The sequence below is a fragment of the Actinoplanes subglobosus genome, from assembly GCF_042650585.1.
GTDB classification, from domain to species: Bacteria; Actinomycetota; Actinomycetes; order Mycobacteriales; family Micromonosporaceae; genus Actinoplanes; species Actinoplanes subglobosus.
The window spans coordinates 1-25,442 of the sequence record NZ_JBHSBL010000008.1 but is presented as its reverse complement, the minus strand read 5'-3'; the positions used below and the strand labels follow the sequence as shown (position 1 = coordinate 25,442).

The 25,442-nt window shown below is 72.5% G+C and carries 14 protein-coding genes; 2 read left to right on the top strand and 12 right to left on the bottom strand.

What is annotated here, in order from left to right:
• Nucleotides 1–22: 22 nt before the first annotated feature.
• Nucleotides 23–982 carry an ABC transporter substrate-binding protein gene (locus ACFO0C_RS10185; protein ID WP_378066336.1) on the bottom strand — a complete coding sequence of 320 codons (960 nt, stop codon included), beginning with the start codon at nt 980–982 and terminating at the stop codon, nt 23–25.
• Nucleotides 983–1,084: 102 nt separating this feature from the next.
• Here ACFO0C_RS10185 and ACFO0C_RS10180 point away from each other — a divergent pair, with 102 nt between their 5' ends.
• Nucleotides 1,085–2,950, top strand: a complete 1,866-nt coding sequence (locus ACFO0C_RS10180; protein WP_378066335.1) for a sensor domain-containing diguanylate cyclase — start codon at nt 1,085–1,087, stop codon at nt 2,948–2,950.
• A gap of 40 nt (nt 2,951–2,990) precedes the next feature.
• The gene (locus tag ACFO0C_RS10175; RefSeq protein WP_378066334.1) at nt 2,991–3,488 is read left to right on the top strand and encodes a tetratricopeptide repeat protein; all 498 of its coding nucleotides are present in this window, start codon (nt 2,991–2,993) and stop codon (nt 3,486–3,488) included.
• A 70-nt stretch (nt 3,489–3,558) separates the two neighbouring features.
• On the opposite strand, the gene ACFO0C_RS10170 is transcribed toward ACFO0C_RS10175, so the two are convergent.
• Genes ACFO0C_RS10170 through ACFO0C_RS10120 form a run of 11 tightly spaced genes read right to left on the bottom strand, consistent with a single transcriptional unit; the run spans nt 3,559 to nt 25,416 of the window.
• Nucleotides 3,559–4,869, bottom strand: coding sequence for a lysine N(6)-hydroxylase/L-ornithine N(5)-oxygenase family protein (locus ACFO0C_RS10170; protein ID WP_378066333.1), 1,311 nt, complete (start codon nt 4,867–4,869; stop codon nt 3,559–3,561).
• Nucleotides 4,862–5,509 carry an isochorismatase family protein gene (locus tag ACFO0C_RS10165; RefSeq protein ID WP_378066332.1) on the bottom strand — a complete coding sequence of 216 codons (648 nt, stop codon included), beginning with the start codon at nt 5,507–5,509 and terminating at the stop codon, nt 4,862–4,864. The genes ACFO0C_RS10170 and ACFO0C_RS10165 overlap by 8 nt, the downstream gene beginning before the upstream one ends.
• A 2-nt stretch (nt 5,510–5,511) precedes the next feature.
• Nucleotides 5,512–7,101 carry a (2,3-dihydroxybenzoyl)adenylate synthase gene (locus ACFO0C_RS10160; protein ID WP_378066331.1) on the bottom strand — a complete coding sequence of 530 codons (1,590 nt, stop codon included), beginning with the start codon at nt 7,099–7,101 and terminating at the stop codon, nt 5,512–5,514.
• The gene (locus ACFO0C_RS10155) at nt 7,091–8,263 is read right to left on the bottom strand and encodes an isochorismate synthase (protein WP_378066330.1); all 1,173 of its coding nucleotides are present in this window, start codon (nt 8,261–8,263) and stop codon (nt 7,091–7,093) included. Before ACFO0C_RS10155 ends, ACFO0C_RS10160 begins: the two co-directional genes overlap by 11 nt.
• Before the next feature lie 25 nt (nt 8,264–8,288).
• Nucleotides 8,289–9,044, bottom strand: a complete 756-nt coding sequence (locus ACFO0C_RS10150) for a 2,3-dihydro-2,3-dihydroxybenzoate dehydrogenase (protein WP_378066329.1) — start codon at nt 9,042–9,044, stop codon at nt 8,289–8,291.
• Nucleotides 9,041–10,378: a cation:proton antiporter gene (locus ACFO0C_RS10145; protein WP_378066328.1), complete on the bottom strand. Its 1,338-nt coding sequence runs from the start codon at nt 10,376–10,378 to the stop codon at nt 9,041–9,043. The genes ACFO0C_RS10150 and ACFO0C_RS10145 overlap by 4 nt, the downstream gene beginning before the upstream one ends.
• The gene (locus ACFO0C_RS10140; RefSeq protein ID WP_378066327.1) at nt 10,371–11,162 is read right to left on the bottom strand and encodes a siderophore-interacting protein; all 792 of its coding nucleotides are present in this window, start codon (nt 11,160–11,162) and stop codon (nt 10,371–10,373) included. Before ACFO0C_RS10140 ends, ACFO0C_RS10145 begins: the two co-directional genes overlap by 8 nt.
• The gene (locus tag ACFO0C_RS10135; protein ID WP_378066326.1) at nt 11,159–11,968 is read right to left on the bottom strand and encodes an alpha/beta fold hydrolase; all 810 of its coding nucleotides are present in this window, start codon (nt 11,966–11,968) and stop codon (nt 11,159–11,161) included. The genes ACFO0C_RS10140 and ACFO0C_RS10135 overlap by 4 nt, the downstream gene beginning before the upstream one ends.
• Nucleotides 11,959–13,653, bottom strand: a complete 1,695-nt coding sequence (locus tag ACFO0C_RS10130) for an ABC transporter ATP-binding protein (protein ID WP_378066325.1) — start codon at nt 13,651–13,653, stop codon at nt 11,959–11,961. The genes ACFO0C_RS10135 and ACFO0C_RS10130 overlap by 10 nt, the downstream gene beginning before the upstream one ends.
• The gene (locus ACFO0C_RS10125) at nt 13,646–15,328 is read right to left on the bottom strand and encodes an ABC transporter ATP-binding protein (protein ID WP_378066324.1); all 1,683 of its coding nucleotides are present in this window, start codon (nt 15,326–15,328) and stop codon (nt 13,646–13,648) included. The genes ACFO0C_RS10130 and ACFO0C_RS10125 overlap by 8 nt, the downstream gene beginning before the upstream one ends.
• Entirely contained in the window at nt 15,325–25,416 is a 10,092-nt protein-coding gene (locus ACFO0C_RS10120; protein WP_378066323.1) for an amino acid adenylation domain-containing protein, read from the bottom strand. Before ACFO0C_RS10120 ends, ACFO0C_RS10125 begins: the two co-directional genes overlap by 4 nt.
• Between the last annotated feature and the right edge of the window lie 26 nt (nt 25,417–25,442).

The window sequence follows — 25,442 nt, the reverse complement described above, 5'->3', positions numbered from 1 at the left end:
CCGGCCCGTGCGGCCACCGCGGCTACGGCAGCAGGGTGGCCAAGTCGGGCTTGGCGGTCAGCAGACCGTCCGTGACGGCCAGGCCGGCCAGCGTGTCCACCGACGCCTTGTTGATCTCGGCCGGCCACTTCGGGAGCACCAGGGCCGCCCGCACCTCAGGCGTGATCTTCGTATAGGTGCCCAGGGCGTTCCGCACCTCGTCCGGATGCGCGTCCGCATAGGCCAGCGACTTCTTCATGGCCGCGGTGAACCGCGCCACCAGATCCGGGTCGCCGGCCACCAGCTGCTGGGACGTGAAATACATGGCCACGGTGAGATCGGGGGCCGCGTCGACATAGCTGGACGCGATCTTCCGCGCCCCGGCAGCGACCGCCGCCTGCTGGAACGGCTCGACCACGAAGATCGCGTCGACACTGCCGGACAGCAGCGCCGGGACCTGGTCGGGGAACGCCAGTTCGGTGAACTTGACGGCCGCCGCGTCCCCGCCGTCCTTGCGGACGGACTCGCGCACGCTCGTCTCGACGATGTTCTTCAGGGTGTTCGCGGCGACCGTACGCCCGGCAAGGTCTTTAGGGCTCTTGATCGGGCTGTCCGCTTTGACGAAGAGCCCGGCGAAGTCCTGCCCATCGAGGCCGGTCGAGTTGGTGCCGTTGGTGACCACCTTGACCGGCAGGTTCTTGGACGCGCCGAGCAGCAGCGAGATGGTGTTGCTGAACCCGAACTGGTACTCCCCGTTGAGCACGGCCGGCACGATGGCGGCCCCGCCCTGGGCGGTGGTGAGGGTGAGGTCGATGTTCTGCTCGGTGAAGAAGCCCTTCTCCTTGCCGAGGTAGATGGGCGCGACGTCGACGATCGCGATGACCCCGGTGTTGACCTTGTCGACCGCCGAGGACGAGGAGGTGGAGGACGAGTCGGGGTCGCTGCATCCGGCGGCCAGCAGCATCGCCGTGGTGAGGATCGCCAGCACGCGTGATCGTCGCATGCACACGGAACCTAGACCTGACATTCGCATCCGTCAATTAGCTTCAGATCGGCCCCGCCACTGCCGACAGTTCCGCCAAGGCCGAGGGGAGGTGGCGGGAGCATGACGCACGTGAGCGGAAGGTCGCGCGGTGACGCCGCGACCCGCTGGATCCGTGGCGCTCTCGCACTGGTCTACCTGGCGTTCGCGATCACCAACTTCCTCACCCTGACCGGCCACGCCCGCATGGTCATGACCGTGCTCGACACGGTGACCGCCCTGCTCATGGGCCTCGCCGCGCTGAGCCGGGCCCCCGGGCGGCGCGGTGAGCTGCTCGCTTTCCTGCCGGTCCTGGACAGTGTCGCGCAGGTCGCCGTCACCGGCCGCCTGCAGTACAGCACCACGCTCATGCTCACGCTGCTGGGCATCGGCGCGGCCGTCACGTCCCGCCGGATCGCCGCGGCGTCGATGCTCACCGGCGTCGGCGGCTGGGCCCTGACGGTGGCGCTGCAGAACCATCTGCGCACCCCCGAGATGGGCTACTACAGCGTGCAGGTCGCCTCCGCGGCGATCCTCGGCGCGCTGCTGCACGAGGCGCTGCGCCGCCGGCAGCGGGCCCTGAAGCGGGCCCACGACAAGATGACAACGGTGGCGGAGCGGTTCGAGCGACTGTTCAACGCGTCGCCGACGGGGGTGGCGATCGCCGACGAGACCGGGCGGATCGTCGCGGCCAACCCGGCCTTCCACGACCTGGTCGGCCGCCCGGATGACGAGGTCGTCGGCGGAGACGTCGGCCCCTATCTCTCGGCCGACGGCGATCAACAACATCGGCTGGTACGGCCGGACGGGTCCATCCGCTGGGTGGACGCCACGGTCGGTACCAGTGAGATGGGCGGCCGCCCGTGGACGTTGCTGCAGATGCAGGACGTCACCGACCGCCATCTGGCCGAGGAGGAGGCCCGCGACTCGCACCGGTTGCTGGCCGCCGTCGCCGCCGCGGCACGCCGGATCCGTACCGGTGAGGACGCCCGTGCCACGATCATCGCCGCCGTCCGGGACCTGGCCGCAGCCGACAACGTGTCGCTGCTGGAACCGCCCGCCGACACCGGCACCCGTGCCTCGCAGGGCCCGGCCCGCGAGGTCGTGGTCACCGACGCGGACGGCGCCGACGTGATCGGCACCCGGGTCCCGCTGGACGGCACGTCGATGATCGCCCGGGTGTGGCACACCGGAGAACCGATCTTCCTGGCCGATCCGGCGTCGGACCCGCGGGTGTCGGCGGCCCTGTTGAAGATGGTCGACGGCCGGTCGATGCTGTGGCAGCCGGTGATCGTCGACGGCACGGTGACCGCGGTGCTGGCGGTCGGCTGGCGGCGCCGGGTCGAGTCGGTCAGCGACTACCGTACGCGTGCGGTGGCCCTGCTCGGCGACGAGACGGCCCTGGCCCTGGAGCACGAGCGGCTGCTGCGCCGCCTGGAGCGGATGGCGTTCACCGACACGCTGACCGCACTGCCGAACCGGCGTGCCTGGCAGGAGTCGATGGACCGGATGGTCGCCGACGCCGAGGTGTCCGGGGAGCCGCTCACGGTGGCGATCGCCGACCTCGACCATTTCAAACGCTACAACGACACGTACGGCCACGCCGCCGGCGACGAACTGCTGCAGCGTGCCGCGGCGGCGTTCGCGGCCGGCATACGTGACGAGGACTCGCTGGCCCGCTGGGGTGGCGAGGAGTTCATGTTCGCCCTGCCGGCCACCGACACGGCCGACGCGATCGTGGTCCTGGACCGGATGCGGGCGGCGATGCCCGACTCGCAGACGTGCAGCGTCGGCGTGGCCACCTGGGACGGCCGCGAACCGATCACCCAGCTGCTCAAACGCGCCGACGACGCCCTCTACCGGGCGAAGCACGACGGCCGCGACCGGGTGCACGCCTCGGCCGGGTTGATCGTCCCGGATCTGGCCGCGGTCAGCAGTACGGCCGCCTAGCGCACCGACGGCGAACATCCTGCGCGAGTCCAGAGGTGAGGTGGGCAGCGCCATCAGTGAGCTGCAGGAGGTGCGGCTGGCGTACGGCGCGAGTCTCGGCCTGCGGCACCCGCACACGCTGGTGTGCCTGAACAACCTGGCCGCCGCCCATCGCGCCCAGGGCGATTCGAGCACCGGGCTGACGTTCGCCCGTCAGGCGGCACGGGAACTCGAGGAGGTGCTGGGGCCACGGCATCCGTACACCCTGGCGGCCGAACAGAACCTGGCGGTGCTGCACGCCGAGACCAGCGAGATCGGCACGGCACTGCAGATCATCGACGCGACCATCCAACGGCACCGCGAGGTGCTCGGCCCCGACCACCCGGACACACTGCGCTGCGCGGCGAACCGGGCCCTGATACGCCGCGCCACCGGCGTTCCCGACGCCGACGACGCCGCCGACCGGCTGGAGAACGCCCTCGGCAAGTCCCGCCCGGCGGTCGTCGCCTTGGAGGAGGGCCGCTACCTGCACCGGATGCTCGACCCCCACCCGTTCTGACGATCGGCGTCGGCCGGATCCGCTGCCGACGCCCGTGCCGCTTCCACCAGGTCCCGGAACCTCTGCTCGCTCACCCCCGTCCGGTAACGGCGGCCAGACTGCGCAGGGGTACGTCGGTGCGCCCGGCCGCGGCGATCGACGTGACGATCTCACCGGACCGGACGGCGACCGCGGAGAGCAGCGTGGACGTTATTCCGTGCGCGTGCTCGGTGCCGCCCTGGAGGTAGATCCCGGCGTGCAGGCCGTCGGTGGTGACCCGGTAGTCGCGCCCGACCCGCAGCAACCCCTCACCGTCGCGCAGGCAGTGGTCGCCGGCGGCGCCGAGCAGGCGGCCGGCGTCGACCGGACGGTACCCGGTGGCGAACACGATGGCATCGGCCCCGACGGTGCGGCGGTCGCCGGTGGGCAGGTGCTCGATGACGGCGGTGACCCCGTCGGGCCGGGCGGTCAGGTCGGCGACCCGGGAGGCGTTGAGCATGTGCAGGCGGGACCGGCCGAGGATCCGCTCACGGTAGGCGCGCCGGTACAGGTCGGTGATCAGTTCGCCGTCGACGACCGAGTAGTTGGTGTTGCGGTGGTAGTCGAACAGCATCCGCTTCACGTCGGCGGGCGCGTCGAAGTAGAGGTCGACGGCTTCCGGGTCGAAGATGCCGTTGGCGAAGTTGCTGTCGTCGGCGGGGCTGTAGCCGTACCGGAAGAAGACCGACAGGACCTCGGCGGTCGGGTATCGCTCGTGCAGGAACGACACCGATTCGGCGGCGCTCTGCCCAGCGCCGACGACGATGAACCGTTCGGGTGCGGTGACGTCGAACGCCGCGGCCCGGTGCAGGATGTCGAGGTTGTGCCAGACCCGCTCGGACGACTGGATCTCCGGCGGCAGGCTGGATTCGAGGCCGACGGCGATCGAGATGTTGCGGGCCCGGAAGGCACGGTCACCGGCGACGACGTCGAGCAGGGTGCCGCCGGCGACGGGGACGACGTCGGTGACGGTCTGCCCGTAGAGGACGCTCTCCCGCATCCGGGTGGCCGCCCAGTACATGTAGTCGTGGAACTCCACCCGCAGCGGGTACATGCTCTTGTAGTTGATGAAGTCGGCGAGCCGCTCGTGCGCGTGCAGGTAGGACACGAAGCTGAAGTCGCTCGACGGGTTCCGCATGGTGACCAGGTCCTTGAGGAACGACACCTGCATGGTGGCGTCCTCGAAGAGCATGCCGCGGTGCCAGCCGAAGTCGTCCTGCTTCTCCAGGAAGATCGCCCGGATCCGGTCGTCGGGCCGCAGGCAGCGGGCGTTGTGTTCCTCGACCGCGATCGCGAGGGCCAGGTTGGACGGCCCGAAACCGATACCGACCAGGTCGTACACGTCGGTGGCCTGCTCAGTCATGGGGAACCCTCTCGGTGGTGAAGGCGGCGATCTCGGCGGTGGTGGCGACCACGCCGCAGCGGTCGGTGACGTGACGCAGCGCGTCGCGGTGGTGTGCCGGGCTGAAGTCGGCGACCGCGTCCGCCACCACGAACGGCTGGATGTCGCGCATGAACGCGTCGAGGGCGGTGGCGAGCACTCCGATGTGCGCGTAGACGCCGGTGACGATGAGCTGGTCACGCTGGCCGAGCAGCCCGGCGAGCGGGGTGCCGACGAAGGCGCTGTAGCGGCGTTTGGTGAGCCGGACGTCGCCGGGGCCCGGGGTGAGCGCATCGACGATGGCGAGCGCCTGCTCGTCCGGCGGCGGCCCGTCACCCCAGAAGTCCTGGAGCAGGCCGCGCTCGCCGAGGGACTGGCCGCCGGGCTGGGCGGAGAAGAACACCGGGATGTCGTGGTCGGCGGCGTAGCGGCGCAGCCGGGCGATGTTGGCGATGACCCGGGCCAGGAGTGCCTGGTCGGCGGTGCCGAACGGGGCGAGGAAGTAGTTCTGCATGTCGTGCACGAGCAGCGCGGCCCGGCGCGGGTCGGGACGCCAGGCGACACGCGCCTTGTCGAGCCCGAATCCGGTGGGGATCGGGTAGGGGGTGATGCGGGGCAGCATGATCAGCCTTTCGGGTTGGCACGCAGGGCGGCGCGCAGCTCACGGCGGCTGACCTTGCCGACGCCGGTGACCGGGAAGGCGTCGAGCACCCGTACCCGATCGGGGATCTTGAATGCGGCCAGGCCGCGGCCTTGCAGATAGGCCCGGATCTCGGAGAGTTTCGGCGCGGTCGCGCCGGCGCGGGCGACGACGTAGGCGCAGGTCCGTTCGCCGAGGTAGGGGTCGGGCACGCCGACGACCGCGACGTCGTGCACGGCCGGGTGGGTGAGCAGGTGGTTCTCCACCTCCTCGGCGGCGATCTTCTCGCCGCCGCGGTTGATCTGGTCCTTGGCGCGGCCCTCGACGACGAGGTAGCCGTCCGGCCTCCGGCGGACGAGGTCACCGGTGCGGTAGAAGCCGTCGGCGGTGAAGGCCAGCTTGTTGTGTTCCTCGGCGTTCCAATAACCCCTGATGGTGTACGGCCCCCGCGTGAGCAGATGACCGACGGTGTCGTCGGAAACCGGCCGGTCCTCGTCGTCGACGATGAGGATCTCGTCGTCGGGTGAGATGGGCCGTCCCTGCGTGTGCAGGACCACGTCGTCGGGGTCGTCCAGGCGGGTGTAGTTGACCAGGCCCTCGGCCATCCCGAAGACCTGCTGCAACCGGCATCCGAGGATCGGTCGCACCCGTTCGGCGACGGTGTCGGACAGTTTCGCCCCGCCGACCTGGAGCACCTCCAGGCTGGACAGGTCAGGCTTCGCGGCGCTGCCGGCGACGGCGTCGAGCCACAGGTGGGCCAGCGGCGGCACCACGGCGGTGATGGTGACGCCGTGCTTCTCGATCAGCGGCAGCACGGTCGCCGGGTCGGGCCGCGGGGCGAGGACGATCCGGCCGCCGGCGTGGATGACGCCGAGGATGCCGGGCGACGACATGGTGAAGTTGTGCCCGATCGGCAGCGCCACCAGGTAGACACTGGCGGCGGTGAGACCGCAGATCCCGGCGCTCTCCCGGACGCTGTAGAGGTAGTCGTCGTGGGTGCGCGGGATCAGTTTCGGCAGGCCGGTGCTGCCGCCGGACAGTTGCAGGAACGCCAGGTCACCGGGGGCCGGCCCGTCGGGCAGGGCGGCCGGGTCGCCGTCGAGGGCGTCCAGCGCGAGGTGCGTGCCGGGGTCACCGGCCACGATCACCTCGGCGTCACCGGCGACGTCGGCGAGCGTGCGGTGGTCGAAGCCCTCGTGGACGTCGGTGGTCACGAACGCGACGGCCGACGTGTGCTCGATGAAGTAGCCGATCTCCGAGCTGCGGTGGGCCGGCAGGGCGAACACCGGGACGGCGCCGAGCCGGAACAACGCGAAGATCACTTCGTAGAAGGCGATCGTGTTGGGGAGTTGCACGACCACGCGGTCGGCCGGCCGTACCCCCAGGGTGTAAAGGCCGGCCGCGAGCCGCGACGCGCGGGTGGTGAGCGAGCCGTAGGTGATCTCGCGATCGCCGTCGATGACGGCGACCCGGTCGCCGGCGTCGGCGGCCCGCGCTTCCAGCAGCGCGAACAGCGTGGCGCCGGTCCAGTGCCCGCTGGCGCGGTAGCGGTCGGCGACGTCGTCAGGCCACATCGGATTCCTCCAGGCCCAGGGCGGTGAGCAGGGTGCGCAGCTTGGCGGTCGTCTCGGCCAGCTCGGCCGCCGGGTCGGAGTCGGCGACCACGCCGGCGCCGGCGAACAGGTCGAGACCCTCGGGGTCGGCGGTGGCGCAGCGGATGGTGACCGCCCATTCGCCGTCGCCGGCGGCGTCCACCCAGCCGACCATGCCGGTGTAGAAGCCCCTGTCGAACGGCTCCAGCTCGCCGATCGCGGCCCGCGCCTCGGCGGTCGGGGTGCCGCAGACCGCCGGTGTCGGGTGCAGGGCGGTGGCCAGGTCCAGCGACGTCACGTCGTCGGCGATCTCTCCGGTGACCGGCGTGGACAGGTGCCACATGGTGGCGGTGCCGATGACCGACGGCCCGGCCGGGACGGTGAGTTTGCGGCAGTAGCGGCCCAGCACCTCGGTCACCTGGTCGGCGACCATGGCGTGTTCGTGCAGGTCCTTGGCCGAGGCGAGCAGCGCGGCGGCCCGTCGGTGGTCCTCGTCCGGGTCGGGGCTGCGGGCGGCCGAGCCGGCGAGCGGGTTGGCCGTGACCGTGCGGCCGTGCCGGGCGACGAGCAGCTCCGGGCTGGCACCGAAGAGGGTCCGGCCGGCGCCCAGGTCGACGGCGAAGGTGTAGCCGTTGGGGTCACGGGCGGCCAGCGCGCGCACGGCCGGGGCCGGGTCGAAGCCGGGCGCCTCGGCGCGCAGCGACCGGGCCAGGACGGTCTTGGTGTACCGGCCGGCCCGGATCTGCTGGACGGCCCGGGCGACGGCGTCGCGGTAGTGCTCCGGCTCGGGCACCGGGCGCACCGAGCGGATGCCGAACGGCAGCACCCGGTGCGGGGCGGAGGCCGGCGCGCCGCCGCGGTGCAGGCGTTGCGGGACGATCAGGTGCGCGTCGGCGCCGGGGGCGAAGGGCACGGCGCCGACGACGGTACGGACCTGGTGCCCGGCCGCTTCGGCGACGCCGAGCACGGCCTGCACGCGGCGGGCGAGGTCGGCCTGGCCGTCGGGCCGGCTGGACGGGGGGACGGCGAAGTAGGTGCCCTCGGCGAGCAGCGTGCCGCGGGGTGACGCGAACAGCGACGACTCGCCCGGCCGGTAGCCGGCGATCAGCTCGGCCCCGGTGCCGGGAGCGGAGACGGTGGTCACGGGTGGTTCTCCCTTGGTCAGGCGTTTACGCGCGGAGCGTTGCGCCGCCGTCGACGTACAGGTCGTGCATGGTGATGTGCCGGGCGCGGTCGGAGGCGAGGAAGAGGACGGCGTCGGCGATGTCCTCGGGCTCGGCGATCCGGCCCAGCGGGATGCCGGTGCGGAAACCGGCCAGGTCACCGGTGATGACGGCGGTGGGTCCGTCGTCGCCGGTCCACAGCCGGCGCTGCATCTCGGTGTCGGTGGAGCCGGGGGCGACCACGTTGCAGCGGATGCCGTAGGGCGCCAGCTCCAGGCCGAGGCTCTTGGTGAACATGGTGGAGGCGGCCTTGCTGGCGCAGTAGGCGGCCATCCCGGCCCGGGGGATGCCGGCCGCGTTGGACGACACCGTGACGATGACGCCCCGGCGGCGGCCGGTCATCCGGCGGGCGACCGCGCGGCTGGTGTGGAAGACGCCGCCGACGTTGACGGCGAACATCTCCGCGAAGTCGCTGTCGGAGAAGGCGGTGACCTGCCCCATCCGGAGGATCCCGGCGACGTTGGCCAGCACCTCGATCGGGCCGAGGTCCGCCTCGATCGAGGTGACGACCGCCTCGATCAGGCCGGCGTCGGTGACGTCGGCGACGTACGGCGAGACGGCCCCGTGGTCGGCGGCGAGCCGGTCGACACCCTTGGCGTCCCGGTCGACGGCGGCCACCCGGTAGCCCTCGGCGGCGAAGGCCAGTGCCACGGCCCGGCCGATGCCCTGGCCGGCGCCGGTGACGAGTGCGATCCCGCTCAATTCCCCTCCTCTATGATATTAGGTAAGGCTAACCTAAACTTCGCACCCGCAAGATCCAGTTCCCGCTGGGTCTCCGCCGGTGTCTCCTCCACACGCGACATCGCCCAGCGCAGGATCGGCGGGCCCATCACCGACGTCACCACCGCGATCAGCACGATCACGGTGTACGTGGCGACCGACAGCACCCCCAGGCGCAGACCGGTGGTGGCGACCACCACCTCCACCACGCCGCGGGCATTCATCCCGGCGCCCAGCGCGATGCCCTCCCAATGCGACAACCGGCTGCTCCGGGCCCCGATGTAGGCGCCGGCGAACTTGCCGAGCACCGCCACCGCCAGCAGCGCCAGAGCCGCCGCCAGCACCGTCGGGTCGGCCAGGGCCGTCAGGTCCATCCGCAGGCCGGCCGTCGCCAGGAAGATCGGCGCCAGCACACTGAGGACGACGGTGCGCAGCGGTGTCAGATCCGTCCACAACCGCTCGTCACCGGCCCGGGCATGGCCGATCAGGATGCCCGCGACGAACGCGCCGAACAGCGCCTCCATGTGCATCGACTGGGTGGCGGCGGCACACGTCAGGATCAGGATGACGGCCACCGTGACGCGTGGTCCGCCGGTCACCCGCCGCATGATCCACCGGACCAACGGACGTCCGGCGAAGTACGCCAGCGCCACGAAGAGCATGAGGTAGAGGAAGGACAACGAGACCGCTCCGGCCCGTACGCCGGTGGTCGCGGCGGCCGAGACCACCGACAGCAGGAACCAGCCCACCGCGTCGTCCACCGTCCCGGCGGCCAGCGTCAGCTGACCGACATCGCGATGCAGCAGGCCCATGTCGGCCAGCGTCTTGGCGATCACCGGGATCGCCGTGACACACATCGCCACGCCCAGGAACAGGGCGAACACCCAACGGTCGGTGGTGTCGGTGAGCAGCGCGGCCGGCACCACGAAGCCGGCGGCGACACCGAGCGCGAGCGGCAGCAGCAGGCCGGCCAGGCTGACCTTGACGCCGGTCGACCCTCGGGTGCGCAGCATCCGGGTGTCGAGCTGGATGCCGGTCACCCCGACCAGGAGCAGCACACCCAGCTGCCCGACGGCGTCGACCAGGTGCAACTGGCCGGCGTCAGCCGGGAGCACCCAGGCGAGCAGGTCCGGCGCCGTCGCCCCGAGCAGCGACGGACCCAGGATCACCCCGGTCAGCAGCTCACCGACCAGCGCCGGCAGGCCGATCCGGGTGGCCAGCCGGCCGAGCGCGAAAGCGACCAGCAGCAGCAGCGAGATCTGGAGCAGGAAGATCAGCAGCACGCCGGGGTCGAGGGCGGGCAGCGGGTCACGCATCGTCGTCCTCGTGGTGGTCCAGGTTCACGACGCCGCGCTTCCAGTAGCCGTCGATCTCCATCCAGTTCCGGTTCAGGCCCCGGGCGCGCAGGTGGCGGCGGATCGGCTTGAGACCGGTCGCCTCCCCCGCCACCCAGACGTAGCCGTCACCCTCGGGCAGCCCGGCCGTCGTGACCGCCTCGGTCAGCGACTGGCCGCGGTCGCGGTGCAGCCAGGTCACCGGCCGGCAGACCGGCTGCTGCTCGGCGGCGTCGGCGACCTCGACGAACGCCAGCACCGTCGCGTCGGCGGGCAGCTGCTCCAGCCACGCGGCGAGCGCCGGCAGGGCGGTCTCGTCGGCGCCGAGCAGGTACCAGTCGAAGGTCTGCGGGACCACGTTGGAGCCGCGCGGTCCGAGGATGCCGACCTTCTGCCCGACCTGCGCCTTCGCCGCCCACGAGCCGCCCGGGCCATGGCCGTGCAGGGCGAAGTCGATGTCGAGTTCCCGCTGTTCCGGCCGCAGGTAGCGGACCGTGTAGTCGCGGTAGACCGGCAGCGGCGAACCTGGGGGCGGCGGCTCCAGGCCCTCCTCGCCGAGCGTCGGCATCACCGGCAGCTCGGCGCCTTCCTCGGGGAAGAAGACCTTCACGTGGTCGTCGGGCGCGCCGTAGCTGAAGCCGTCGAGCTGTTCGCCGCCGAGGGTGATCCGCACCATCCGCGGGCTGAGCTGCTCGACTCGCCAGACTTCGAGCAGTCTCGGGGTCAGGTCGTGCCAGACCAGTTCGACCGTACGCTCGGTGATCATGGTTTCTCCTCTGTCAGGAACCGGATGAGCTCGGCGTTCACCGGTTCCGGTTGTTCCAGGTAGCCGTAGTGGCCGGCGTCGGGGATCTCCACGTACCGGGCCCCGGGGATGGCGGCGGACACCTCACGGCAGCCGCGGGCGGACGCGATCAGGTCGTCGGCGAAACCGACGACCAGGCAGGGCAGAGCAATGCGGTGGTACGCGACCAGGCGGTCCACGGCAGCGTCCGCCTCCAGCCGCGACGCCCGGCCGTCGGCCTCACCGGGCAACGGCAGCTGGAACACGTCCACCCAGTCCCGGGCCGCCCGGTCGTCGGCGAGCGTGCGCGGCGACAGGTTGAACGCCGCCCGCACCGCCGCCCGGTATTCGTCGGGCAGTTTCACCCCGGCCTCGGCCAGTGCGCGCTCCCCCGCCGACATCGCGTCGAGAAACGCGCCGGGCCGCCCGAACGTGGCCATCAGCACCGCCCGGTCGACCAGCTCCGGGTGGCGCAGGCTCAGCTCGGCGGCCACCCGGGAACCCATCGACGAGCCGATCACCCGGCACGGCCCGAGCCCGAGGCGCTCGATCAGGCCGGCCGCATCGGCGACCAGGTCGGGCATGGTCACCACCGGCGGGGTGTCCGACGGCGCGATCCCCCGCGTGTCGAAGGTGACCACCCGGAACCCGGCCCTCACCAGCGCCGGCACCTGATGCAGATGCCAGGTGCGCCCGCGGGCACCGGTGCCGGCCAGCATCAGCACGCCGGGGCCGCTGCCACGGTCGTCGTAGTTGAGCCGGGTCCCCCCGACGTCGATCACCGGCATGGTTCCTCCTCCGCGATGCTTCCGGCGTGCATCCGCACGACCCGGGGCAGCCGGGCGATGGTCGCCGGCCGGTGGGCGATCACCAGCACCGTGCGGCCCTCACGCAGCCGGGCCAGGGCCTCCTCGATGCGCTGGGCGGTGCCGGGATCGAGGTCGGCGGTCGCCTCGTCGAGGATCAGCACGTCCGGGTCGGTCAGCGCGGCCCGGATCAGGCCGACCAGCTGCCGCTCGCCGGCCGAGAACCGTTCACCACGGCGGCCCAGATCGGTGTCGAACCCGCCGGGCAGGCCCTCGATCCAGCCGGTGAGCCCGAGCGCTCCGGCGGCCCGTTCGAAGTCCTCGCGGGCAGGCCGGCCCGGGGTGAGAGCCAGATTGTCGGCGAGGGTGCCGGCGATCATGTGCACCTGCTGCGGGATGAGCACGAGCCGGCGGCGCAGTTCGGCCGCGTCAAGGGCGGACAGGTCGGCGCCGCCGAGCCGGACCGTGCCGTCGTCCGGCAGGTAGAGCCCGCACAGCAGCTTGGCCAGGGTGGTCTTGCCCGAGCCGGTCTCGCCGACGATCCCGGCGTGCTCACCCGGCTCGAACCGGACCGTGACGCCGTGCAGGATCCGTTCCCCGGCCTGGTAGCTGTAGGTGACGCCGTCGGCTACGAGTCCATGGTCGTCCGACCTCCCGGCCTTCCGGGAAACGGGCGCCGGTGTCGTCACGTCGAGGAGATCCAGCAGGCGGGCCAGGCCGACCCGGGTCTCCAACAGGTCGCCGACCACCAGCGTCAGATCGTCGACCGAGCTGAACAGATCCCGGCTGGCCAGCAGGAACGTCACCACCACACCGACCGTGACCACGCCGTCGGCGGCCAGCAGACCACCGGCGACCAGCAGGGCCGCACTGGTCAGGCCCTGCACGATCCAGGTCCCGTCGATCCAGGTCGCGGCGGCCTGAGCGGACCGGGCCCGGGAGTAGTAGGCGTCCGTGTCGCCGCGCAGCCGGGACAGCCAGGTCCCGGTCGCACCGTCGATCTGCAGTTGCTCACGGGCCGTCAGGCTCTCGGTGAACGTGGCCGTCAGCGTCGCCTGCGCGGCCGCCTCCGGCGGGTAGGCCCGCTCGGCCGCGCGCCGCACGATCCGGGCCAGCCACCACATCGGCGGGGCGAACACCAGCACCAGCAGCCCGAACAGCTGCCACGACGAGGTGACCAGGACGATCGTGGAGAAGACCAGGTAGCCGCCGAGCGAGATCATGTCGGGCAGCTGCCCGCGGACGAACGCGGCCAGCTCGGCGACCTCCACCGTCGAGCGTTGCAGCAGATCACCGCCGCGGTGCGCCTCCAGGAAACGCAGCGGAGTACCGCCGAACCGCTCCACCACCAGGTCCCGCAGGTCGTGGACGACCCGTTCGCCGGCCCGGACCAGCAAAACCTCGGACCAGCGCAGCAGGATCGTCCGGGCCACGACCAGCACCAGCGCGGCCGCGGCCAGTCGCAACAGCCCGTCCCGGTCACCGGCGCGCAGCTCGTCGACGGCCCGGCCGATCACCACCGGGATCAGCGTCAGCGCCAGCGTCGCCAGCAGGTTCACCGTCACGGCGGCGGCCATCGCGGCCCGGTGCCGTCGCAGGTACGGCCACGTCCGGCGTAGCACGTTTCGCTGGTCCGGCTCCTCGGTCAACATACGGATCTCAGCCATGGACGAGCTCCCGGTTCACGCCGAGTTCGATGACCCGGTCGGCGCGTTCGGCGACCGCCGGGCGCGAGGTGGCGAAGACGATCGTGACGCCGAGGCCACGGAGACCGTCGAGGATGCGCTGCTCGGTGCCGGCGTCGACGGCCGACGTCACGTCGTCGAGCAGCAGGACACGGCTGCCGCGGAGCAGCCCGCGGGCCAGGGCCAGGCGCTGGGCCTGGCCGCCGGAGACACCCGAGCCACGCTCGCCCAGCTCGGCCCCGAAGCCGTCGGGCAGGGACTCGACGTGGTCGAGGATCGCGGCCCGGCGGCAGGCGTCGCGCAGCCGGTCGTCGTCGATGTCGCGGCCCAGTCGCAGGTTGTCGGCGATGGTGCCGGAGAGCAGCAGCGGACGCTGACCGACCAGGGTGATCGTGTCCCGGAGATGTTCCAGGTCGACGTCTCTGACATCGACGTCGCCGAGCATGACGGCGCCTTCGTCCGGTTCGGTCAGGCGGGCCAGCAGGCGCAGCAGCGTGGACTTCCCACTGCCCACCGGCCCGGTGATCGCGACGAACTCCCCCAACTTAACGGAAATGTCGGGAATGCTCAGCGGGCCACGGCCCGGAAGGGTGACCGTCACGGATGCGGTCCGCAGCGGGCCCAGGCTTTCGCCGGCCGTTTCCGCCCCCGCCACGCTGGGCTTCTCCGCGCGGGCCTCGCCGGGCTTCTCCGCGCGGGCCTCTTCATCGCCGGCAGCGCCGAGGACCTCGCCGATCCGACCGGCCGCCGTCCAGGCGTCGCCGAACTGGCTGAACCGCAGCGTCAGCATCATGACCTGACGCCCCAGCAGCGCCATCCAGCTGGCGAAGGCGACCAGCCCACCGATCGAGAACCGCCCGTCGAGCACGGCCAGACCCCCGACCGCGACACCGACGGCGGTGGCCAGCCACGGCACGAACGGCGCGTGCGCCGACCAGGCGGCCGCCACCCGGGCCAGTGCCAGGGTGTGATCGCGGACGTTCGCGCTGGCCACGTGATGCCGCTCGACCAGAACCGCCTCCCCGCCGAGCCCACGCACCGCGGTGCTGGCCGACAGCAGGTCCTCGACGGCGTCGGCGCGGGCCCCGTGTGCCGCCGACAGTGCCTCGCTGGCCCGCTCGTAGCGGCGCGGATACCAGAGGTTGACCGCGATCAGCAGCGGTATCGTCGCCAGCCCGATCAGCGCGAGCAGCGGATCGAGCCCGGCCACCACGACCAGCACGGTGATCAGGCCGAGTACGCCGCTGGCCAGCGACGGCACAGTGGACAGCCAGATCGTGACCTGCTCGGTGTCGCGGGTGCCGCGCATCACCAGGTCACCGGAGTTGAACCGGTTCGCGGTCGCCGCGTCCCAGCCCAGCACCCGGCCGGCGAGGCGCAGCAGCAGCGCGTTGCCGGTGCGGACCGCGGCCAGCGTGGACCACCACCGCATCGCCCACTCAGCGCCGGTCAGTGCCACCGACACGGCGAGCGTGGCGCCCGCCCAGATCAGCAGAGCGGTGTGGTCGCCGCCGGTGATGCCCTCGTCGACGGCCCGGCCCAGGCACCAGGGCAGCGCGATCAGCCCGGCCTGGTAGCCGAGTCCACCGGCCCACGACGCGATCAGGCCGGCCCGGGACTGCCGGACCGCCCACTTCAGCAGTTCGCCGCGGGTCATGCGGTCACCCCCGCGATCGCCGCGACGGTGCCCAGCTGGACCAGGTCGCGCAGGCGTACCTCGACACCGGCCGTGCGGGCCAAGCTGACCAGGCGCATCGCGGAGATGCTGTCGCCGCCGAGATCGAAGAACCCGTCCTCGGCACCGACCGTGTCCAGCCCGAGCACTTCGGCGAAGAGGGCGGCGAGCCGTTCCTCGGCCGGGCCGGACGGGGGACGGCCGGTCGCCGCGTACGACGGCTTCGGCAGTTTCGCCCGGTCGAGCTTGCCGTTCACGGTCAGCGGCAGGCTGTTCAGGGTGACCACGGCCGACGGCACCAGGTAGGTCGGGAGCCGTTCGGCCGCCCACGCCCGTACCACCGCCTGATCGATCCCGGTCACCACGTAGGCGACGAGGCGCCCGTTGTCGGCGATCACCACGGCCTGCCCGATCTGCGGGTGCTCGGACAGCGCGGCGGCGACCTCGCCCAGTTCGACCCGGTGGCCGCGGATCTTCACCTGGTCGTCGGAGCGGCCCAGGTAGTCGATGCGGCCGTCGGCGGTCCAGCGGACCACGTCACCGGTGCGGTACATCCGCTCCCCCGGCGCCCACGGGTTCGCCACGAACCGTTCCGCGGTCAGCGCGGGCCGGTTCAGGTAGCCGAGCGCCACACCGGCGCCGCCGATGTACATCTCGCCGGCCACGCCGGGCGGCACCGGCCGCAGGCGGGCGTCGAGCACGTACAGGCTGGTGTTGGCGACCGGCCGGCCGATCAGGGCGCGCGGCACCTCCTTGACCCGCTGCACGACCGCGTCGACGGTGCATTCGGTGGGGCCGTAGAAGTTGTACGACTCGGTGTCGGGCAGGGCGGCCATCGCGGCCCACAGCTGATCGGGGACGGCCTCGCCGCCGACACCGAGAACAGCCAGCCCCGCCGCGTCGAAGCCGGAGGCGACGAGCTGGTCCAAGTGCGACGGCGCGACCTCGATCATGTCGATGCCGTTGTCGCGCAGCAGGCCGGCCAGCAGATCAGGGTCCTTGCGCGGCTCGTCGGTGACCAGGTGCAGCTCGTCGCCGCCGAGCAGGGCGAGCAGCGGCTGCCAGGAGGCGTCGAACGCGAAGGACCAGTTGTGCGCGATCCGCAGCGGTCGTCCGAGGCGGCGCGCCGCCGGGCCGAGGATCCGGTCGTGGTGGCTGGCGAACAGGTTGTTCACCGTGCGGTGTGGAACGAGAACCCCCTTGGGACGGCCGGTCGACCCGGACGTGTAGATCACATAGGCGGGCTGGTCCGGGCTGATCACCGGAAGACCGCCTCGGGCATCTCCGATTTCTCCGTCAAGGCGGAGGTGCGGTGTTCCCGCGGGCAGCGACCCGGCGGTCGCCGAGACCGCGAGGGTGATGACCGGACGGGCGTCGTCGATCATGGCGGCGATCCGCGGTGCCGGATATTCCGGATCGATCGGCAGATAGGCGGCGCCGGACATCATCGCGGCCAGGATCGCCGGGACGATGTGCTCACCACGGGGCAGGACCAGCGCGACGATCTGCCCGGGCCCGGCTCCGGCCGCGACGAGACGCCCGGCGAGACTCTCGGATTCCAGGACCAGCTGGTCGTACGACCATCGCCGCTCCTGAACGACCAGCGCAGTCGCGTGAGGTGTCCGCCTGGCCCAGCCCCGGACCAGACCCGGAAGGGTCTGCGGGTCGACGGTGACCGCGCCGGCGTTCCAGTCGGTCAGCATGCGCCGCCGCTCGGTCGCGGTGAGCGCGTCGGCCCGGTCGACCGGCCGCGACGGGTCGGCGGCGACCTCGGCGGCCAAGGCGATCAGCCGGTCCAGCAGCAGCCGGGCGGTGTCCTCGTCGAACCGTGACGGCTGGAACTCCAGAGCCAGGTGCAGGCCCTCGTCCTCGGCCGCGACCAGCGTCAACGGGTAGTGGGTGGCGTCGCGGCTCTCCACTCCGGCCAGCTTCACGCCGGCCGCCCGCTGGCTGTCGTCGAGCCGGTCGGCGTCGACCGGATAGCTTTCGAACACGACCAGCGTGTCGAAAAGCTCCCCGACCCCGGCGATCTGCTGGATCGCGGCCAGGCCCAGGTGCTCGTGCGGCAGCAGCGCCGCCTGCTCTCCCTGGATCCGGGCCAGGAAGTCGCGCCACGACTCGCCGGGGAGCAGCCGGACCCGTACCGGAAGGGTGTTGATGAACAGGCCGATCGTCTCCTCGACGCCGGCCAGTTCGGCCGGGCGACCGGAGACGGTCGCACCGAAGACGACGTCGTCGCGGCCGGTGAGCCGGCCCAGCAGGACCGACCACAGGGCGCGGACCAGGGTGTTCGGGGTGACGCCGAACGAACGGGCCACGTCGGTCGCCGCCGCCGGCAACCGTCCGGTCACCTCGCCGGGCAGGCCGGGCCGTCCGCCGGGGGCGACGAGGGTCGGCTCGGCGAGGCCGTCGAGCGACTCCCGCCAGGCCTCGCGTGCCGCACCGGCGTCGGCGGCGGCCAGCCAGGCGAGGAAGTCCCGGTAGGCGCGGGCCGGGGCAGGAGTGTTCCCGGCGTACGCGGTGAACAGCTCCCGGGCGATCAACGGTCCCGACCACCCGTCCACGATCAGGTGATGCTGGGTGAGCACCAGCCGGTGACGGCCGGCGCCGAGACGCAGCAGCAGGAACCGCATCAGCGGCGGCCGCTCCAGATCGAACGGCGCCGTCCGTGCCCCGTCGGCCAGCCGCTCCGCCTCGTCCCTGGTCACGTCACGGAAGTCGAAGTCGACGACGACGTCCCCCGGGACGACCTGCACCGGGACACCCGCGGCGGTGGTGGTGAACGCGGCCCGCAGGTTCGGGTGACGGCGCAGCAAGGTGTCCGCGGCCGCCCGCAGCCGGGCCGGATCGACGTCGCCGTCCAGGTCGAGGCGCTGCTGGACGGTGTAGACGTCGGTGCCGTCCAAGGCGTGCAGGTAGAACAGGCCCTCCTGGAGCGGGGTCAGCGGCAGGACGTCGGTCAGGCCCGGGTAGCGGGTGGCCAGGTCGTCCAGGTCGTGCTGGCTGGTCCGGGCCAGGACGTCGGACGGGGTCAGGCCGCCCTCGCCGGGCTGCTGCGCCAGCGCGGTGAGGGCGGCGGTCCAGCGGCCGAGGAGCGCCTCGGCTTCGGCCGTGATCCGGGGTGGGAAAGCAGCGATGAGGACCAGTTCGCCGTTCTCGATCGAGGCCTCGATGGTGAGGGCGTGGCGGGCGGGGATGTCGTCGCCGGCGTCGCCCTGGAGGCCGTCCTCGCCGCTGTCGCCGATGCGCCCCAGGTAGTTGAAAAGGATCGACGGCTGTGGGAGCGGGGCCAGGCGGGAGGCGGTCTCCGGGTTCAGGTGGCGGAGCAGGCCGTAGCCGAGACCGCCGTCGGGGGCCGCCCGAAGAGCCTCCTTGACCCGTTTGAGCAGGGCGATCGGGTCGGCGCCGGACCCACTCAACCGCACCGGGTGCGTGGTGGTGAACCAGCCGACCGTCCGCGACAGATCGGCCCCGGCCAGCACCTGCTCCTCCCGCCCGTGTCCTTCCAGCTCGACCAGCAGGTCCTCCCCTGCCGCCGACGCGAGCGCCGACAGCAGCACATCCTGAACATTGGCCCGGTACGCCGCCGGCACCGACGAGACCAGCGGCCCGGTCACCGCGGACTCCACCCGCACCCGAACCCGCGCCAGGCTCCCGAGCGTGTCGGCCTCCGGGTCGAGCATCACGTCGCCGAGGAACCCGGCCGGCCCGTCGAGCACCCGCAGCCAGTGGTCGATCTCGCCGGCCCGTTCACCGGCGAGGCGCTGGAGCCCGAGTGCCCACTCCCGGAACGACGTTCCCGGCGCGGCGGTCCCGGCACCCTCCAGATCACTGATCAGGATCGGCCACGACAGCGCGTCGACGGCCAGGTGGTGGATCTCCAGCAGCACCGCGCCGTCGCGGACCTCGGCCCGCAGCATCCGTCCGGCCGCCGGGTCGAGAGGACCGCCACCGATCAGGTCCGCGGCCCGCACCGAACCGGGCGGGGGCACGTCCAGTCCGTCCCCGGTCCACCGGGCACGCAGCACGTCATGCCGGTCGACCAGCACCTGTAGCCGTACGGCGAGATCGGTCCCGGCCGGAAGCGCGAGCAGCATCGACTGGTTCAGCCGCGGATCGGTGACAGCGAGTTCCCGCATGATCGGTGTGGCCGGCACGAATCCCCAGCCCGCCGAGACGTCCCGCGGCTCGGCACCGGCCACCGGCACGGCCACGACGGCGAGGCCTTCGACGGTCGGATGACTGAACACGTCCCGCGCGGTCACACGCCACCCGGCGGCACGGGCCCGGGCGGTCAGTTGCAGCGCCAGGATGCTGTCCCCGCCGAGGGCGAAGAAGCTGTCGCGGACACCGGCCCTCGGCAGTCCGAGCACCTCGGCGACCAGGCCGGCGAAGAAGACCTCAGCGGGGGTACGGGCCTCGTCGTCCCCGGCGAGGGCGGCGAAGTCCGGGGCCGGCAGACGACGCCGGTCCAGCTTGCCGTTGGGGCTCAGCGGCAGATCGTCCAGCCCGACGAACGCGGCCGGAACCATGTGCTCGGGAAGTGTCCGGGCCAGCGACTCCGCGGGATCGACGGCGGGCGCACCGACCAGGTAGGCGACCAGTCGCAGGGCGGGCCCGTCCTCGCGCGCCACGACGGCCGCCGCGGTCACGCCCGGCACCGTGAGCAGCGCCGCCTCGATCTCGCCGAGTTCGACCCGCAGGCCACGGATCTTGACCTGGTCGTCGGTGCGCCCCACGTATTCGACGACGCCGCCGGGACGCAGCCGGGCCAGGTCGCCGGTGCGGTAGAGGCGGCCGCCGGGCCCGCCGAACGGGTCGGCGACGAACCGGGACGCGGTCAGCGCCGGCCGGTGGAGATAGCCCCGGGCCAGCTGGACACCGCCGAGGTAGAGCTCGCCGGTGACACCCGCCGGGACCGGGCGCAGCCACGGGTCGAGCACGTACACCTGGGTGTTCCAGACCGGCCGGCCGATCGGCACGGGACCGTCGGACGAGGTGTCGACCGGGTGGTGGGTGACGTCGACGGCGGCCTCGGTCGGGCCGTACAGGTTGTGCAGCCCGACCGCCGGCAGCAGCTCACCGAACCGGGCGGCCAGGTCGCCGGGCAGCGCCTCGCCGGAGCAGATCACCCGTCGCAGCGGCACCCCGGCGGCGGACGGCTCGGCCAGGAACGCGCGCAGCATCGACGGCACGAAGTGGACGGTCGTGACCCGCTCGGCCCGGATGAGTTCGGCCAGGTAGGCGGGGTCGCGGTGCCCCTCCGGCCGGGCCACGACGAGCGTCGCCCCGGTGATCAGCGGCCAGAAGAACTCCCACACCGACACGTCGAACCCGGCCGGCGTCTTCTGGAGCACCCGCTCGCCGGGTTCCAGGCCGTACTCGTGCTGCATCCACAGCAGCCGGTTGACGATCGACCGGTGCGAGACGACAGCGCCCTTCGGCTTCCCGGTCGACCCGGACGTGTAGATGACGTAGGCGGCACTGTCGGCCGGCACGTCGACCGCCGGAACCGGCGCGAACCCGTCGGCGTCGGCCGTGGTCAGCACCGTGACCTCCCCGGCCGGCGTCGCGGAGGAGGCGTCGGCCGTGGTCTGCGCCGTGACCGCGCCGGACGGCGTCGCGGAGGAGGCGCCGGGCGAGGTCTGCGCCGTGACCGCGCCGGACGGCCTCGCGGAGGAGGCGCCGGGTGAGGTCAGCAGGACCGTCGCGCCGGAGTCGGCGAGCAGGTAGTCGTTGCGGTCCTTCGGGTGTGACGGGTCGATCGGCAGGTAGGCGGCCCCGGCACGCTGCACGGCGTGGAGCGCGACGACCAGGTCGAACGACCGCGGGACGGCGACGGCGACCACGTCACCGGGCCGGACCCCACCGTGGATCAGCGCGGCGGCGAGCTTTCCGACCCGCAGATCGAGTTCGGCGTACGAGAGGACGTCGCCCTCGAAGATCAGTGCCGCACCGCCGGGGTCGCGGGCGACGGCGGCGGCGAACAGGCCGGGCAGCGTCGCCGCCGGGATGTCGACGATGGTGTCGGCGTGCGGCGCCGGCGCGGGCAGTGCCTTGCCGACGGGGCGGTCCGGGCCGGCGGCGAGTTCGGCGAGCAGCGCCCCGAACCGGTCGATGATCTCCTCGGCCGCTTCGGCGGAGAACACGTCGGTGCGGTAGGCCAGCCCGAGCCGCAGCCGCTCGTCCGGCGCCACGGCCAGGGTCAGCGGGTAGTGCGGGGCGTCGTCACCGGTCACGTCGGTCATCCGCAGCCCGGCCTCGCCGGTGGTGGCGTGCAGTGCGTCGGTGTCCAGCGGGTAGCTCTCGAAGATGGTGAGCGTGTCGAACAGCTCCCCGATCCCGGCGATCCGCTGGATGCCGGACAGCGGCAGGTGCTGATGGTCGAGGAGCGCGGCCTGACCGTCCCGCAGCCCGGTGAGCAGCGAGGTCCAGCTCTGGGCGGGGTCGAGGCGTACCCGGACGGGCAGGGTGTTGATGAAGAACCCGATCATGTCCTCGACGCCGGGCACCTGGGCGGGACGGCCGCTGACGGTGGTGCCGAAGACGACGTCGGAACGGCCGGTCAGGTGCGCGAGCAGGACCGCCCAGCCGGCCTGGACGACCGTGTTGAGGGTGACCTGCCGGTCCCGGGCCAGCGCGGTGAGGCGTTCGGTGACCTCGCGGGGCAGTTCCCGTTCGAGTTTTCCGGGGCGGGCGTCGAGGACCGCTCCGGCGCCGGGCGCGACCAGTGTCGGCTGATCGATTCCGGTCAGGTTGTCGCGCCAGGCCTGCTCGGCAGCGGCCCGGTCGGCGCGCATCAGCCAGCGCAGGAAATCCCGGTACGGCCGCGGCGCCGGCAGCTCGGCACCGTTGTAGAGATCGAACAGCTCCCGCACGGCGAGCGGCGTCGACCATCCGTCGAGCAGCACGTGGTGGTTGGTGAGGATGAGCCGGTGCCGGTCGTGCCCGACCCGGACGAGGGTGAGGCGCAGCAGCGGCGCGGCCGCCAGATCGAACGGCGTCCGCAGATCAGCTGTGGCAAGCTCGTCAAAAGCAGCCAAGCCTCCGGAAACAGCCACGCCGCCGGAAGTTGCCGGATCGCCGGGAGCGGCCACGTCGTCGGCCGCCGGGAGACCGGCCGCGGAGAGGTCGACCGACGACCACGGCAGTGTCGCGTGGGCGGCGACGACCTGCCGGACGGCACCGTCCGGCCCGGCCCGGAAGCTGACACGCAGCGCCGGGTGCCGGTCGAGCAGGGCCTGCCCGGCGGCGCGCAGCCGCTCCGGGTCGAGCGGCCCGGAGAGGTCGAGGATCTGCTGGACGACGTAGGGGTCCACGTCGTCGGCGACCGCGGCGAGGAAGACGAGACCCTCCTGGAGCGGCGACAGCGGCCACACGTCGTCCAGCCCGCCGGGCCGGCCTTCGAGAGCGGTGATCTCCTCCTGGGCGACGCCGGGAAGCAGCAGGTCGGACGGGGTGTGCCCACCGCGCACGGTGGCCATCGAAGACAGCGCCGCGAACCACCGATCGGCGAACGCCCGCACCTCGGCCTCGGTGAACACGCCGTCCGGGTAGGTCAGCGAGACGCTGAGAGCGCCGTCCACGACGGAGGCGTTGATCTCCAGCGCGCGGGAGAGCGGCATGTCCGGGTCGGCGCCGCCGCCGAGCCCGCCGACGGACGCCCAGTCGCCGTCGTCGGTGCCGGCCGAGTCGAACCGGCCCAGATAGTTGACGACGACCTGCGGCTGCGGCCGCCCGGAGTACCCGGAGAGCCCGAAGCGAGCACCGTTCTCCGGAACCGCCCGCAGCTGCTCCTTGATCCGCTTCAGCGCCTCGGCCGGCCCACCGGAACCCGGCACGAGCCGCACCGGGAACTCGGTGGTGAACCAGCCGACCGTCCGCGACAGGTCGGCCCCGGGAACGAGGCTCTCCTCCCGGCCGTGCCCCTCCAGCTCGACCAGCAGCGACGGCCGCCCGACGGCGAGCGTCAGCCCGGTGAGCAGCACATCCGGCACGGTCGCGTGGAAGGCCGCGGCCACGTCGTCGATCAGCGCCGAGGTCCGGGCAGCGTCGAGGCCGACGGTGACGGTCCGGGCGGTGGCCACGGTGTCCCGGGCCGGATCGACGGCCCGTGCCCCGAGCAGCGGCTCGGGCTCGCCACCCAGCACCTCGTCCCAGAAGGAGTGCGAGGCCCCGGCGGCGGACCCGGACCCGGAGGCCGGGGAAGAGGCGGGCGTCGGCGTGGAGACGGCAGTGCCGGACCCGAACGCCGGGGTGGTGGCGAGGGCGAGGGCCCACTGCCGGAACGACGTTCCCACGGCGGGCAGTGACGGTGTGCGGCCGGCGAGGACGTCGCCCCAGGCCGCGATCAGGTCCGGGAGCAGGATGCGCCAGGAGACGCCGTCGACGACGCTGTGGTGGATCACGAACTCGACCTCGTCGCCGCGCCACACCACCTGGACCGGCACACCGTCGGCCGGCCGCAGCCGCGCCGAACCGCGGGTCACCACGTCACGGGCGGCCAGCGAGCCGGGCGGCGGCACGGCGAGGGTGTCACCGGTCCAGCGGGCGCGCAGCAGATCGTGCCGGTCGAGCAGCGCCTGGACGACCGCGTGCAGCCGGTCGAGGGTCAGTCCGGCGGGTGCGCGCAGGACCATGCTCTGGTGGTAGTTCCCGGACGGCCCGGCGTCGCGCAGCCAGCGCAGCATCGGCGTCAACGGGACGTCACCGTAGGCGTCACCGGCCGGCACGACCGGCGACGCGACAGCGGGGGCGGCGACGGCGGCGAGCGCGGCGACCGTACGCAGCTCGAAGATCTGACGCGGGGTGATCCGCAGCCCGGCGGTCCGGGCACGGGCGACGAGTTGCAGCGACACGATGCTGTCGCCGCCGAGGGTGAAGAAGCTGTCGTCGACGCCGACCGACGGCAGGCCCAGGACCTCGGCGAACAGCCCGGCGAGAGTCTCCTCGGCCGGGGTGCGCGGCACGGTGTCGCCGGTCAGGGCGCCGAAGTCGGGCGCCGGCAGCGCCCGCTTGTCGATCTTCCCGGCGACGGTCACCGGCAGCCGGTCGAGGACGACGACGGCGGCGGGGACGAGGTGGTCCGGGAGCCGTTCGGCGGCCCATCCTCGAAGATCAAGATCAATCCCGACGATGTACGCCACAAGCCGTCCCGAAACGGGAAGGACAACGGCCTGCCGAACCTGTGGATTCTCGGACAGCACCGCCGCCACTTCGCCGGGTTCGACCCGGAACCCACGGATCTTCACCTGATCGTCCGCACGCCCGACGAACTCGAGCGCCCCGGACGACGTCCAGCGAGCCACGTCGCCCGTGCGGTACATGCGCTCACCCGACCGGAACGGATCGGCCACGAACCGCCCCGCGGTCAGCGCCGGCCGGTTCAGATAGCCACGGCCCAGTTGCGCCCCCGACAGGTAGAGCTCCCCCGCCACCCCGTCGGCGACCGGCCGCAGCCAGCCGTCCAGCACATACGCCCGGGTGTTCCCGATGGGCCGCCCGACCAGTGGTTCCTCCGAGTCGGCGACCCACGCCATCAGGGTGTCCACGGTGCACTCGGTGGGCCCGTACAGGTTCACCCCGACGGTCGCCGAGGACCGCAGCGCCGCCCACAGCCCCGGCCCGGCCGCCTCACCACCGAGCATGACCAGTTCCGGCCCGTCGTCGAGCAGCCCGGCGTGGACGAGTTCCTGCCCGAGCGACGGCGTCACGTCGAGCGCGTCGATCCGGTGTTCCCTGACATAGGCCACGAACAGGTCGGCGTCCCGGCGGGTCTCGTCGTCGAGCAGGTGCAGTTCGTGCCCGGCGATCAGCCAGAGCACGCCCTCCCACGACGTGTCGAACACGAGCGCCGCCGACAGCGCCACCCGGAGCCGCCGGTCAGCCGGCATGATCCGCTCACGGTGGTGGTGGAAGAAGTTGACAAGACTCCCGTGCTCGACCACCACACCCTTGGGCTTACCGGTCGACCCCGACGTGTAGATCAGGTAAGCCCCCTGCCCCCCGCCCAGCGCTGGACCAGCACCCGCGATACCGCTGTGGGCGCTGGCCAGGAACTCGGGCGTCACCACCACCACCGGCGACGCGTCAGCCA